This is a genomic window from Reyranella sp. GW821-FHT14A01 (assembly GCF_058803965.1).
This window is the reverse complement of the sequence record NZ_JBXAPM010000001.1, coordinates 734,592-747,593: the sequence shown is the minus strand read 5'-3', so window position 1 is coordinate 747,593 and position 13,002 is coordinate 734,592. Positions and strand designations below refer to the sequence as shown.

The window sequence follows — 13,002 nt, the reverse complement described above, 5'->3', positions numbered from 1 at the left end:
CCACTTCGGGCGGAGGTTACTCCGCCCGAAGTGGCGCTCATGGATCATGATGGCGCCACTGGAGTGGCGCGCTCCCAGCAAAGATCTCTACGAACGCTGCAGCGCCGCGCACTGTTCGAGGACCCAGGCTTTCCGTTCCTCGAACACTGCGGGCGGGCGGTTGAGTTCGGGGCGTTGGTGGAACCAGCCGATCGTGGCCATCCAGCGGATCAGGCGGAACTGCGGGATCAAGCTCAGGGCTTCGTCGGGGACCGGACGGTTGGCGCGATAGCCGGCGAGGAATGCGCGCTCGATCTCGTCGGCATTGGGCTTGGTCTGCCAATGCGTGAGCGCGGTGGCGATGTCGTATTGATGCCAGCCATAGCCCGCGTCGTCGAAGTCGATGACCGTCAGCCGGTCGCCGTCGACCACGATGTTGCCGGGATGCATGTCGGCGTGGATCACGCTGTAGGCGGACGGGTCCTGGCTGAGGCGGCTCAGCAAATCGTGCATGCGTTGCCGGACATCGAGCAGAAGGCGGCGCTCACCGGCCGAGAGCGAGCGATGCTCCCAGAACTCGCCCCAATGCGGTGCCATTCCCATCAGCCCGGCGCTGTCGAGCGCATGTCGCTTGAAGCCCGGTGGCGGTTGCCAGGCGCTGGCCTGGTTGTGCATCGCGGCGGTGATGGCGCCGAGCTGTTTGAAAGACTCTTCGATGCGCTTCTGGTCTGAGGTTTCGGCCAGCACGTCGGAGAGCAGGCGGCCATCGGTCCAGCTCGCCATGCCGGCATATCGCTGCTCGCCCGTGGCGGGGATTGTCACCGGGACATAGTCCCGGCCGTCGCGCGTCATCACGGCCTCGGGGACATCGATACCGGCCTCGGCCAGCGCCCGGATCCAGGCCCGCTCGGAGACCAGCTCCTCGAGCGTATGATAGCCCGGCCGGTGCAGGCGAAAGACGTAGGCCCGGCCATCGCCTCCGTCGGTCACCCGGAACGTGACGTTCTCGGAGAGCGACACCAGGGTCAGGTCCTGCGCATCGATCGGAAAGGCCGCGAGGGCGGCGCGCGCGGCCGGCGCAAAAGTCCGATCGACGGTCTCGTTGTCCATCGAGGCGCTAGCCGTCGACTTCGGCCATCGTCGCGTCGAATGCGACGAGGAACTCCTCCGCATGGCCCTGCGTGAAGACCAGCGGCGGCCGGATCTTCACGACATTCTTGTAGGCACCGGCATTGCTCGTCAGGAAGCCGCGATCCTTCAGGCGATTGATGACGTCGACCGCCTTGTCCATGTCGGGGTCCCGTGCGGCATCGGTCTTCGCGATCTCGACGCCGATGAACAGCCCATGGCCGCGCACGTCGGCGATCGACGCGAAGCGGCCCTTGCGCTCGGCCAGCGCCGATTTCAGGAACGCTCCCACGGTGGCGACATTCTCGCGCAAATTCTCGCGCTCGATGACGTCGATCACCGCCATGCCGACTGCCGCCTGCAGCGGGCTGGACGCGAAGGTGTTGAAGTAGCGCGTCGCGGACCGGAAGGTCTCGACCAGCTTGCGGCTCGCGGCGGTGGCCGCCAGCGGCAGGCCATTGCCCATCGGCTTGCCGGTGACGACGATGTCGGGCTTGAAGCCCAGAACGTCGTAGCCCCACCAGCGGCCGCTGCGGCAATAGCCGGCCTGGACCTCGTCGGCGATCACCAGGCCGCCCGCTTCGTGCACGATCTCCACGGCGCGCGGCATGAAGTTGCGCGGCACGTCGGGCAGGCCCTCGTTGGCGAAGATCGAGCAGACGATCAGCCCGGCGAAGCCCGTGCCGTCCTCCTCGAAGCCACGGATCGCCTGCCGCAGTCTGTCGAGATAGGCCTCGCAGAGTTCGTCCTCGCTGGCGCCGGGCACCAGCGGGCGCAGCATCTCGGGGAAGGGGATCGCGCGCACGTCGCCGGCGGTGTTCTGGCCGGCGCCGATGCGGGTCATCTTGCCGACCGCCTCGCTATTGCCGTGATAGGTCGCGTTGGTGCAGACGATGCCGGACTTTCCGGTGGCCATACGCGCCATGCGCAGCGCCACCTCGTTGGCCTCGGTGCCGGAGCAGGAGAAGATCACGCTCTCGATCTCGGGCCCGTGCAGCGCCGCCAGCCGTTCGGCGAAGGAAACGATGCCTTCGTGCAGGTAGCGACTGTGGACGTTCAGCGTCGACTGCTGGCGCGCCATCGCCTCTACCACGTGCGCGTTGGCATGACCGACGCAGGGCACGTTGTTGTACATGTCGACGTAGCGCCGCCCCTCGGGGTCGAACAGCTCCACGCCCTGGCCCCGCACGATGTGCAGGGGCGTGCTGTAGAAGAGCGGCGCGCCGGCGCCGAAAGCGCGGTCGCGACGTGCTGCGAGTGATTCAGCCGGTGTCGTCGCGTTCATGATCTCCGTCCTACATCTTCCCCGAAACGATGCGTGCGCCGAGGGCCCAGCGATGGACCTCGGACGGGCCATCGTAGATGCGGAAGGCGCGGGAGTCGCGGAAGAAGCGCTCGACCACCGTGTCGCGGGTGATGCCGAGGCCGCCCAGGATCTGCATGCAGCGGTCGGCGACGCGGAAATAGGCCTCCGAGCAGATGACCTTGGACATCGAGCTCTCGTTCGAGGCGCGCTCGCCCTGGTCGAGCAGCCACGCCGTGTGCCAGATCGAGAGCCGCGCCTGGTTCATGTCCATCAGATTGTCGGCCAGCATGAACGACACGCCCTGGTGCTCGCCGAGTTTCTTGCCGAAGGCGACGCGGGTGCGGGCGTATTCGGTGGCGATGTCCTGAGCGCGCATCGCAGCACCCAGCCAGCGCATGCAGTGGCTGAGGCGGGCCGGGGCGAGGCGGACCTGGGCATAGCGGAAGCCCTTGCCGATCTCGCCCAGCACCGCGTCGGCCGGCAGGCGCAGGTTCTTGATCTCGATCACGCCGTGGCCGCCGGTGAAGCTCGAGTCCATCGTGTCGAGCGTGCGCTCGATGCGGATGGCGGGATCGGGCAGGTCGGCCATGAACATGGTGGCGTGGCCGTCCATCGGCCCGCCCTCGTTCTTGGCCATGATGATGGCGCAGCGCGCGCCCTCGGCGCCGGTGATCAGCCACTTGCGGCCGTTGATCACCCATTCGTTGCCTTCGAGGCGCGCCGTCGTCGTCATCAGGCTGGGGTCGGAGCCTGCGCCGCCGGGCTCGGTCATGCAGAAGATCGAGCGGATCTGGCCTGTCGCCATGCGCTTCAGGAAATGCTCGCGCTGGTCGGGCCGGGCCACGACGTCGAGCAGATGGATGTTGCCCTCGTCGGGCGAGGCGCAATGGATGGCCGTCGGCCCCAGGATCGAATAGCCCGCCGCCTCGAAGACATGGGCGCGGCCGACCTGGCTCAGCGCCTGGCCGCCATATTCCTTCGGCACCTGCGGCGCGAACACGCCGGCGGCCTTGGCCAGCTCGTTCATCTCGATCCGCAGTTCGTCGGTCGGCCCGTGCGCCGTCCAGCGCGGGTCGGTCTCGTAGGGGATGATCTTGTCCTTGACGAATTCCTTCACCTTGGCGGCCAGGTCGGTGATCGCCGCCGGCGGCGTGAAATTGAGGTCGTCGATCTTCTGCTTGGCCGTCACGAAACTCTCCCGCGTTTGCGGCGGAAATCTAGCATGGCGCGCGGTCGACGGGGCATCGGGGCGGTCGCAGAGCAGATTGCAACCATTGCGTGCTTTACTAACAATCGATTCGTTCTTTAATTGTTCCTGACATAGGACGGGAGCACGACATGCAGGCGACGGTTCGGACGGTGGCGTTCCAGGGGATCGATGTCCTGCCGGTGGACGTGCAGGTGCTGGTGGCGCCGGGCACCATCGCCTTCGCGGTTGTCGGGCTGGCCGACAAGGCGGTGGGCGAGAGCCGGGAGCGGGTGCGGGCCTGTTTCCGCGCGATGGGCCTCGCCCTGCCGCCGCAGCGCATCACCGTGAACCTGTCGCCGGCCGACCTCGCCAAGGAAGGCAGCCACTACGACCTGCCGATTGCGCTGGGGCTCCTCGCTGCTCTGGGCGTGCTGCCGCGCGAGAGCGTCGAAGGGTTCGTGGTTTTGGGCGAGCTGGCGCTCGACGGTTCGCTCTGCCGGGTGCCGGGCGTCCTGCCGGCGGCGATCGCCGCCCAGGCGGCGGGGCGCGGCGTGATCTGCCCGTCGGTGTGTGGAGGCGAAGCGGCTTGGGGTGGCTTCGACTCCCTCCCGGATACCGACCGGCCGCCGATCATCGCCGCGCCCTCGCTGCTCGCATTGATCAACCATCTGCGCGGACAGCAAACGCTGCCGGCGCCCGAGGCGCTGATGGCCGACGACCGCGCGACCTATCCCGACCTTGCCGAGATCAAGGGCCAGGAGAGCGCCAAGCGCGTCCTCGAGATCGCGGCCGCCGGCGGTCACAATCTGCTCATGGTTGGTCCCCCAGGCTCGGGCAAGTCGATGCTGGCCGCTCGCCTGCCGGGCCTGCTGCCGCCGCTCGACCCGGAGGAGGCGCTGGAAGCCTCGATGGTGCGCTCGCTGGCCGGCGACCTGGGCGAGGGGCGCCTCAGTCGCCGCCGTACCTTCCGCGATCCGCACCATTCGGCGACCCTGCAGGCGCTGGTCGGCGGCGGCGCCCGGCCCAAGCCGGGCGAAGTCTCGCTCGCCCATCACGGCGTGCTGTTCCTCGACGAACTGCCGGAGTTCAACCGCGCTACGCTCGAAGCCCTGCGCCAGCCGCTGGAGAGTGGCCGCGTGACCGTGGCGCGGGCCAACGCGCACGTCACCTATCCGGCGCGCTTCCAGCTCGTTGCCGCCATGAACCCCTGCCGCTGCGGCCATCTCATGGATCCGGGCCGATCCTGCGCCCGCGGCCCGCGCTGCGGCGCCGATTACCAAGCCAAGCTCTCGGGCCCGTTTCTCGATCGCATCGACCTCACCATCGACGTGCCGGCCGTCGCGGCCGCCGATCTCGCCTTGCCGCCGCCCGCCGAAAGCTCGGCCGACATCGCCGCCCGCGTCGCCGCCGCCCGCACTGTCCAGCGCGAACGGCTGGCCGAACTCGATGCCAAGGGGAAGCTGGTCGCCATCGAAGCCGACTCATCTGCGGGTTTGCTGGCCGACCGCGCCCGCAACTGGTCGAAGCCCCGCTGCAACGCCGACACCGACGGCGCGCTTCTCGCGTCCATCGCCGAACCCGATGCCGAGGGCCGCGCATTGCTCGCCCGCGCCGCCGAGCGCCTCGGCCTCTCCGCCCGCGCCTGGCACCGCACGCTCAGAGTCGCGCGCACGCTGGCCGACCTCGACGGCTCCGACGCGGTGCGTCGTCTCCATATTGCCGAGGCGCTGAGCTACCGCCGGCCCCAGCCGCGCTCGATGCTGGCCGCCTGAACCTCTCGCTCCTAGCCAATATACGACGCGTTACCGAGCGATCTGCCAGCCTGCAATAATCAGCGACGCAACTCCGACGAAAAATCCTGTAAACGTGAGAATTGCTGGAATGCGAATATTTGACCGTTCCGGATTGGATTCCTCTTTGCCGGTATCGATCTCATTCATCGTTCCAGTGATCGCCATCAATGTCCAAAACGCCAAGATGATTGTCGCCGCAAAGGCCAGCCACGAGATTTTGAGTGGCAGAGGAAGAAAAATCGGACCGTCCTTGGGGCTGAACTTTTCCGCAAATGTCACCGTGAAGGCGAGAAGTGCTGCTGACACGGTAATGATTTGTGCCACGAGTGTGTTTGACGCCTTCAGCCCTTCAATTCCTGCAGCCACGTGAAGCTCCTTCATCTCAACAGATGGGCCACAATGGACACAGGACACCTAAGGCACGTGATAGTGTCTCCTCACCGATTGTCTGCGGATTAACCTCTCGATAACCTTCGATTGCATGGGATTGGACAATCATTTCGGCGACGAGTTTCTCGAAGGCAAGAGAGGCGATTTCTACCCGATCTTCGTGCTGGTCAGACGGTAGGCGGGCAATTTCAGTTGCTGCCTTTGAAGCAAATCCTTTGATATCTCCAAGTGCTCCATGCCCAAACTGAACTTTTTCACGGGCGGCATAAGCCTGCGCAGCTGAAAAAATTGCATCGGCAATCTCTAGCTCTTTCATGGCTGTTGCCCCGTTTTGTCATTGCGATGACCCCGCTTAAGCGGGGCCGACACCCGCTAGCATTGAGTATCGATCTTCAGGGCACAACGATGGATTGTCCACAATTCTCAGGTCCGATCCGAGCTTGCGTGCTGGATCGGCGATGGCGTGCTACCGATCCCGATTCTCCATGATGATGATCGTCCGCCGGAGCGCTTCCGTATCGAGCGCCGTCTGGCCCTTGAAGGGTTGGTCCATGATGAACACGAAGCCGATGAAGGCGCCCATCACGGCCATCTGGGCGGAGAGGACATAGGCCCGGAAGGCGCTCCGCTGCATGGTGCTGGAGATGAACAGCAGCATGAGGACGGCGAACAGCACGACCTGCCAGTAGGGCTTGGGCAGGCCGGTCGAGACGGCGTTGAGCCTGGCGTCGCGGGACTCGGCGATCGAGTCGAAGGACCGCAGGATCTCGGCATAGATCGTCGTCTCGCGGCCGGGCTGGGGTTCGATGCCGAAGATTCCCCGCGACAAGGGGGCAAGGGCCAGGCGGACCTTGGCGCTGCGTTCGCCGCGCAGCATCGCCGGCCATTCGTCGTCGACGATCGCTTTGGCGTAGGCCAGCAGGTTGAGCCGGAGCTCCGTGACCGACTCGTCGCCATAGCGGTTGAGCAGCCTGTCGAGCCGGTTGATCTGCGAGGCCTCGGTCGCGATCAGCGAATCGACCTTGCGGAAGTTGCTCTCGGCCTCGACCAGGGTGAAGGCCAGCACCAGGCTCGTCATGGTGAAGAGCGTGGCCTGCATGCGCAGCACGAAGTCGTAGGTTTCGTTGGTGGTCCGCAGGTAGGGCAGCCGCTGGACCAGCGACGGCAGGACGAGGATGGCGCCGGCCATCGTGACGGCGCCCATCACCAGGATGAGGGTCTCGGGGAGCGAATAGAGCCAGTCGATCATGGTCCTGTTCTAGCGAGGGGAGGCTTCAGTATCGAGTCGACGACGCCTCCCGAGATTGATCCTCGACCGGCCGTTCGACTAGGGTCGCGTCGTCGCGGTCGCGCCTGGCCGGGGCAAGAGAGAAAAGAGCCTGGCTATGATCCGTCTCCTGATGCGCGTTCTTCTGTCCCGGTACACAATCGGCCTGATTTCCCTGCTGATCTGCGTCCCCATGCTGATCACTCTGACTGAAGTTTCCAAGGCGCTATGGTCCAAGCCCGACATCAAGGAGGAGATGGATATCGTCACCGGTATCGGCATCATCATGATCGGCTGGGGCGTCCTCCTCGAGGAGCGCAAGACCCTGCGCGAGATCTTCGGCCTGCTGGATGGGCCGGACGAAGCCTGGCAGGAGCTGATCGACCACAAGTGTCACAATTACGGGGTCGGCCAGCTCTCCATCGGCCTGATGGCCGAGATCTGCATCGAACTGATCAAGATTCCCAACACCATCATCTACACCGGCGAAGTCGACGACTACATGGTCGCCGCCGGCCTCCTCTTCGTGGGCGTGGGGGCGCTCCTGCTCGTCCGTCACGTCCTTGTCATGTTCTTCTTCGTGCCGCGGTCGGCCGTCGCGGCGCACTGACGGTCAGGGATCGATCAGCACGCCGGGGTTCATCATCCCCCTGGGATCGAGTTCCCGCTTGGCGCCGCGCAGCGCCCGGGCGAACAGCTCCGGCCGCTGCCTGTCGTAGAACGGCCGGTGGAAGCGGCCCACCGCGTGATGGTGCGTGGTCGTGCCGCCATGCTCCACCGTGGCGGCGGTGCAGGTCGACAGGACCTCCATGAACTGCTGAAGCGCGTCCTTCTTCGGGTCGAACAGGCCGCCGAAGGTGAAGTAGAGACAAGGCCCGTCGGGATAGACGTGGGTGAAGCGGCAGGTGACCGTCCCCTCGCGGCCCGTCACCGCCTTGATCGTGTCCTTGGCGATCTTCGTGATCTTCGCATGGAAGTCGCGCGTCCGCTCCCAGGTCATCGAGGTCTCGAAGGTCGAGGACAGGATGCCGCGCGCCACCGCATGCTCACCATAGTGCGGCGCACGGATGAACTTGTTGCGCCAGGCGCCGGCGGCGCCGGAGCGATGGGCATTCTCGTCGTCGTCGCTCTGGTCGGCGACGCCACCGTGCGCTGCACAGATTTCCAGCGCCCGCTTCATCCAGGCGTCGAGCGGATGGTCGGGCGATTCGAAGGCCAGCACGAGCACGGCCTCCTCGTTGCTCCACGGGATTCCGGGCAGCGCCTCGCGCGCCTCGAGCAGGCGGCAATTGGCGGGATAGAGGCCGGCCTGCGTGATGTCGCGCACCGCGTCGGCGCCGGCATAAAAGTCTCGGAAGCGCACGCTGGCGGAGGCACGGAAGGTCGGCTTCTTGCGCAGCCGCACCCAAGCCTCGGTGATGATGCCCAGAATGCCCTCGGAGCCGATGAACATCCGGTCCGGGCTGGGACCGGCGCCGGAGCCGGGCAGACGGCGCGTCTCCAGCGTGCCGGCGGGCGTCACGACGCGCGTGCTCTCCACGAAATCGTCGATATGGGTGTAGAGCGTGGCGTAGTGGCCGCCCGAGCGCGTGGCGATCCAGCCGCCCAAGGTCGAGCATCGATAGGCCTGCATGTAGTGGCGCATGGTGAACGGCGTGTCGCGCAGCGCGTCCTCGATCGCGGGCCCGTAGATGCCGCCCTGGATGCGCGCGGCCTGGCTCACCGCATCGACCTCCAGCACCTTGTCCATGTGGCGCGTCGAGATCGTCACGACCTTGTCGAAGGCGGCCGAGGGTTCGATGCCCTTCACCACCGACGAGCCGCCGCCATAGGGGATCGCCTTGGCGCCGATGCGATCGCACCAGTCGAGGACCTTCACGATGTCCTCTTCGGTCTCGGGAAAAGCCACCGCGTCGGGCGGGTTGGGCACGGAGCGCATGAACATGCGCAGCGTGTCGAAGCCCGCCTTGCCGTAGCTGTGCTCCAGCCGGGTCAGGTGATCGGTGCGCACCATCGCCTGCAGCGCCGACGGCACCTCGACGCGACTTTTGCGCAACTCGATCTCGTCCGCCTTGGGCGGCGCCTTCACGTCGAAGCCGGAGAGGCCGTAGCGTTCGGCGATCTCGGCCTCCCAGGGCCGGATCTCGTCCGGTGTCAGGTCCTCGTCGGCGTAACCCCAAGCATAGAACTTCTTCTGCCGCCGCATGTTTCCTCCGGTGTCTTTTTCATTGTCTTCAGGCCGCGAAGGCGATCGGCTTCGTCGTCCCCTTGATCTGCGTGCGATGCATGATGCGCCGCGCGGTTTTGTCGAACGGGTCGCGGCGATGCATGGTCGAGCGATTGTCCCACATCACGAGGTCGCCCAGCTTCCAGACATGCTGGTAGATGAAGCGCGGCTGCGTGACATGCGCCCACAGTTCTTCGAGCACCGCGTCGGACTCGGCCCTGGTGTAGCCCTCGACATAGGAGTTGCGCCGGCGGCCGAGATAGAGCGTGGCGCGGCCGTTGACCGGATGGCGCAGGATCGCCGGATGCCAGGCGCCCGGTGCGACCATCGGATCGTCGGTCGGCGTCACGCCCTTGCGCAGGAAACCGCCGGAATTGTAGGTGCCGTCGTGCTTCACCCGGCGACCTTCGATCTTCGCACGGAGGTTGGCGGGCAGGGCATCGCAAGCCGCCTGCATGCTGGTGAACCAGGTGTTGCCGCCCGTCGGCGGGATCTCCAGCGAATAGAGCATCGAGGCGTCGGGCGGCACGTCGAGATAGCTCATGTCGGTGTGCCAGACGGCCTCGCCATCGCCCAGGGCGCCGATCGGGTCGCCCTTGGTGTCGAGAACGTTCGACACGACATAGATGTCGGGATAGCCCGGCGGGCTGATGCGGCCGCGTTCCTGGTTGGGCGGCGGATCGAGTTCGCCGAAGCGGCGGCTGAAGGCCAGTAGATGGTCGTCGTCGAGCTGCTGGCCGCGCAGCAGGATCATCGAATGCGCGTACCAGGCGCGCTCGATGGCGGCGAATTCCTCGTCGCTGAAGTTGCGCAGGTCGACGCCGAGGATTTCCGCTCCGACGGCTTCGGTCACCGGACGCACTGTTACGGTCATGTCGTTTTCTCCAGCTTTGCGATGATGATCGGCCGGCCGCGCAGGCCGATCAAGCGCCGAGCGCCAGCACCAGCCACTTCAGCAGGACGTCGGCGACCACGGGCGACAAGGGTCCGGCAAAGCCCGGATCGATTGGGCCTGTCACGGATTTGAAATTGTGGCTGACCTGCGGGACCACCACGGCCTCGCCCGAGATGTTGCGCCCGCGCAATGCGTCGATCAGCGGCTGCACGTCTTCCATCGGCACGACCTGCTGGTCGGCGCCGCCCTGCACGATCAGGCAGGCCAGCCGGCTCTCCGCCAGCGTCGTGGCGGGATCGAAGGACAGCAGGCTTTGCAGGAACGGACCGGCATAGAGCGGGAACAGGAGCTGCAGCTCGGGCGGCAGGTTGGTCGGCACGCGACCGGTTTTGAGGATGGCGGCGATGGCGCGATCGGTCGGCAGGCGCAGCGCCGGCGGCGCGTTGCGCGCGATCTGCTCGCGCAGGATCACGTCGAGGCGGCGGCCCGGCGTGGCGGCCAGCACCAGCGCATGCAGCTTCTTTGCAGCGAGCGCCTTGCTCGCCGCGAGCGCCAGCAGGCCGCCTTCGCTGTGGCCGAGCAGCGCCGTCGCATAGGGCTTGATCTCGTCGTGGCGCAGCAGCTCGGCATGCGCGGCCTCGACATCGCCCACGAAATTGTCCCAAGCGAAGAAGGCTTCCTGCTCCTCAAGCGAACCGCGCGGCCGCGGCGTCGACTGGCCGATGCCGCGCTTGTCGTAGCGCAGCGAGGCGATGCCGTTGCGCGCCAGCAGCTCGGCGATGTCCTTCAAGAGGTCGATGCGATCGGGCGCCAGCGGGTTGTTGCCGTTGCGGTCGGTCGGTCCGCTGCCGGCGACCAGCACGACGCCCGGCACATACTGGATCTCGCTGAACAGCGGCATCAGCAGGGTGCCGGCCAAGGCGACGCCGCCCGCGCCGGCGAAGCGCACCGGCCGTTCCTTGGTCTTGCCCCTGGCGTACCAGCTACCGGCGTCGGTCAGCGACTTCTGTGCCAATGCCGTCCCCGGCGCGAGCGCCGCCGCGGCCAGCAGCGTGCGCCGACCGATCACCCCGCCTTGTCCTGTTTTGGCATGTTGGTCACGCCATGGCTCATGATGCGGCCGCCGAAGATGTGGACATGAAAATGGAACACGAGCTGGCCGCCGTTCGGTCCATGGTTGGCGACGATGCGATAGCCCTCGGGATCGAGGCCGAGATCGTGTGCGACCTTCGACACGGCACGCCAGAAGCCGACGATCATCTCCGGCGGCGCCTTGGCGCCGAAATCGGCCTGGCTGATGTACTCGCCCTTCGGGATCACCAGCACATGCACCGGCGCCAGCGGCGCGATGTCGTGGAAGGCCAGCGTGAATTCGTCCTCGTGCACCTTCCTGCAGGGCAGCTCGCCGCGCAGGATGCGGGCGAAAACATTGTTGCGGTCGTAGGCGGACGTCATGGGTGCGGGGGCGGACATGGCGGGCTCCGTGAGGGGCGGCAAAACGGGTCGAGCCCTGGAAGGCCCGCGGTCCCAATATAGGAAAGGTTCGATCCGCCTCCACCCGGGGAGACGCAAAGGACGAGCGAAGAGTCGCTAGCGCTTGCGGCTGGCCTTCTCGGCGATGCCGGACAGGCCTTCGCGGCGGGCGAGCTCGTCCCACACCGACTTGGGCTGCACGCCGACCGCGGCCCACAGGGTCAGCAGGTGGTAGAGCATGTCGGCACTCTCGGCGACGAGCTTGGCCTTGTCGCCGCGAATGCCCTCGATCAGCGCCTCGACGGCTTCCTCGCCCAGCTTCTTGGCGATCTGCTGGCGGCCGCGGCTGAACAGGCGGGCCGTGTAGGAGGTTTCAGGATCCGCGCCCTTGCGGCTGTCGATCACGAGATACAGGCGATCGAGCGTGTGCTCGTCGATCGTGACGATGCTGGGCCTGCCCTGTGCCTTCTTGGCTTTTTTCTTCTTCGCCATCCGGGGGAAACTCCGTCGCCCGAGGGGAGGGCGATCGAAAATCTGATTACGCCTCTTCGGTGGGCGCCGCTGCGACTTTACGCGAAAATCATGCCGCGCGCGAGATTTGTCGTACCGGAACGCCGGCGCGCGCGAGATGTTCCTTCGCCTGCGCGATGGTGAATTCGCCGAAATGGAAGATCGAGGCGGCGAGCACCGCCGAGGCACCGCCCTTCGTCACGCCGTCGACCAGATGATCGAGCGTGCCGACGCCGCCCGAGGCCACGACCGGCACCGGCACGGCATCCGATACCGCGCGCGTGAGTTCGAGATCGAAGCCCGACTTCGTACCGTCACGATCCATCGAGGTGAGCAGGATCTCGCCCGCACCCGACTCCGCCATGCGGCGCGCCCACTCGATCGCGTCGAGGCCGGTGCCCTTGCGGCCGCCATGGGTAAAGACTTCCCACTTGCTGGAACCGGTGCTGCGCGCGTCGATGGCGACGACGATGCACTGGTCGCCGTATTTCTCGGCCGCCTCGCGCACGAATTCCGGCCGCGCTACCGCGGCCGAATTGATCGACACCTTGTCGGCGCCGGCCAGCAGCAGGCGGCGGATATCCTCGACCTGGCGCACGCCGCCGCCCACTGTCAGCGGCATGAAGCACTGCTCGGCCGTGCGGCTGACGACATCGAGGATCGTGTCGCGGTTCTCGTGGCTCGCCGTGATGTCGAGGAAGGTGAGCTCGTCGGCGCCGGCTGCGTCATAGATGCGCGCCTGCTCGACCGGGTCGCCGGCATCGCGCAGGCCGACGAACTGCACGCCCTTCACGACTCGGCCGTCCTTGACGTCGAGGCAGGGGATGATGCGGACCTTCAGCATG

14 protein-coding genes are annotated in these 13,002 nt (G+C 66.3%); 2 read left to right on the top strand and 12 right to left on the bottom strand.

Annotated features, from left to right (window positions below; translation table 11 throughout):
* Positions 1 to 87: 87 nt before the first annotated feature.
* The 3 genes from AC1ROX_RS03650 to AC1ROX_RS03640 are packed head-to-tail and all read right to left on the bottom strand — an operon-like array spanning position 88 to position 3,602.
* Positions 88 to 1,089, bottom strand: a complete 1,002-nt coding sequence (locus tag AC1ROX_RS03650) for a phosphotransferase enzyme family protein (RefSeq protein ID WP_493122470.1) — start codon at positions 1,087 to 1,089, stop codon at positions 88 to 90.
* A 7-nt stretch (positions 1,090 to 1,096) separates the two neighbouring features.
* Positions 1,097 to 2,392, bottom strand: coding sequence for an aspartate aminotransferase family protein (locus tag AC1ROX_RS03645; protein WP_493122468.1), 1,296 nt, complete (start codon positions 2,390 to 2,392; stop codon positions 1,097 to 1,099).
* A gap of 10 nt (positions 2,393 to 2,402) precedes the next feature.
* Positions 2,403 to 3,602 carry an acyl-CoA dehydrogenase family protein gene (locus AC1ROX_RS03640; RefSeq protein WP_493122466.1) on the bottom strand — a complete coding sequence of 400 codons (1,200 nt, stop codon included), beginning with the start codon at positions 3,600 to 3,602 and terminating at the stop codon, positions 2,403 to 2,405.
* Positions 3,603 to 3,751: 149 nt separating this feature from the next.
* On the opposite strand from AC1ROX_RS03640, the gene AC1ROX_RS03635 reads away from it, so the two are divergent.
* A complete protein-coding gene (locus AC1ROX_RS03635) occupies positions 3,752 to 5,374 on the top strand; it encodes a YifB family Mg chelatase-like AAA ATPase (RefSeq protein ID WP_493122464.1) in 1,623 nt (540 codons plus the stop codon).
* A 30-nt stretch (positions 5,375 to 5,404) separates the two neighbouring features.
* Here AC1ROX_RS03635 and AC1ROX_RS03630 read toward each other — a convergent pair whose 3' ends face one another.
* From AC1ROX_RS03630 to AC1ROX_RS03620, 3 genes are all read right to left on the bottom strand, one after another.
* Positions 5,405 to 5,761, bottom strand: coding sequence for a hypothetical protein (locus AC1ROX_RS03630; RefSeq protein WP_493122462.1), 357 nt, complete (start codon positions 5,759 to 5,761; stop codon positions 5,405 to 5,407).
* Between the two features lie 16 nt (positions 5,762 to 5,777).
* On the bottom strand, positions 5,778 to 6,101 hold the full coding sequence (locus tag AC1ROX_RS03625; protein ID WP_493122460.1) for a hypothetical protein: 324 nt from the start codon (positions 6,099 to 6,101) through the stop codon (positions 5,778 to 5,780).
* Between the two features lie 150 nt (positions 6,102 to 6,251).
* Entirely contained in the window at positions 6,252 to 7,034 is a 783-nt protein-coding gene (locus AC1ROX_RS03620) for a bestrophin-like domain (RefSeq protein ID WP_493122458.1), read from the bottom strand.
* 136 nt (positions 7,035 to 7,170) lie between these two features.
* Between AC1ROX_RS03620 and AC1ROX_RS03615 the strand changes: the two genes are divergently transcribed.
* Entirely contained in the window at positions 7,171 to 7,662 is a 492-nt protein-coding gene (locus tag AC1ROX_RS03615) for a hypothetical protein (RefSeq protein WP_493122456.1), read from the top strand.
* A gap of 3 nt (positions 7,663 to 7,665) precedes the next feature.
* Here AC1ROX_RS03615 and AC1ROX_RS03610 read toward each other — a convergent pair whose 3' ends face one another.
* From AC1ROX_RS03610 to hisF, 6 genes are all read right to left on the bottom strand, one after another.
* Positions 7,666 to 9,258 carry an FAD-binding oxidoreductase gene (locus tag AC1ROX_RS03610; RefSeq protein ID WP_493122454.1) on the bottom strand — a complete coding sequence of 531 codons (1,593 nt, stop codon included), beginning with the start codon at positions 9,256 to 9,258 and terminating at the stop codon, positions 7,666 to 7,668.
* Between the two features lie 28 nt (positions 9,259 to 9,286).
* Positions 9,287 to 10,153, bottom strand: coding sequence for a TauD/TfdA dioxygenase family protein (locus AC1ROX_RS03605; RefSeq protein WP_493122451.1), 867 nt, complete (start codon positions 10,151 to 10,153; stop codon positions 9,287 to 9,289).
* A 49-nt stretch (positions 10,154 to 10,202) separates the two neighbouring features.
* Positions 10,203 to 11,243 (bottom strand): alpha/beta hydrolase, encoded by a 1,041-nt coding sequence (locus AC1ROX_RS03600; RefSeq protein ID WP_493122448.1) that lies wholly within the window; start codon positions 11,241 to 11,243, stop codon positions 10,203 to 10,205.
* A complete protein-coding gene (locus tag AC1ROX_RS03595) occupies positions 11,240 to 11,647 on the bottom strand; it encodes a histidine triad nucleotide-binding protein (protein ID WP_493122446.1) in 408 nt (135 codons plus the stop codon). The genes AC1ROX_RS03600 and AC1ROX_RS03595 overlap by 4 nt, the downstream gene beginning before the upstream one ends.
* A 117-nt stretch (positions 11,648 to 11,764) precedes the next feature.
* Positions 11,765 to 12,139 (bottom strand): phosphoribosyl-ATP diphosphatase, encoded by a 375-nt coding sequence (locus AC1ROX_RS03590; protein ID WP_493122444.1) that lies wholly within the window; start codon positions 12,137 to 12,139, stop codon positions 11,765 to 11,767.
* Positions 12,140 to 12,227: 88 nt separating this feature from the next.
* The gene (hisF, locus tag AC1ROX_RS03585) at positions 12,228 to 13,001 is read right to left on the bottom strand and encodes an imidazole glycerol phosphate synthase subunit HisF (protein ID WP_493122442.1); all 774 of its coding nucleotides are present in this window, start codon (positions 12,999 to 13,001) and stop codon (positions 12,228 to 12,230) included.
* Between the last annotated feature and the right edge of the window lies 1 nt (position 13,002).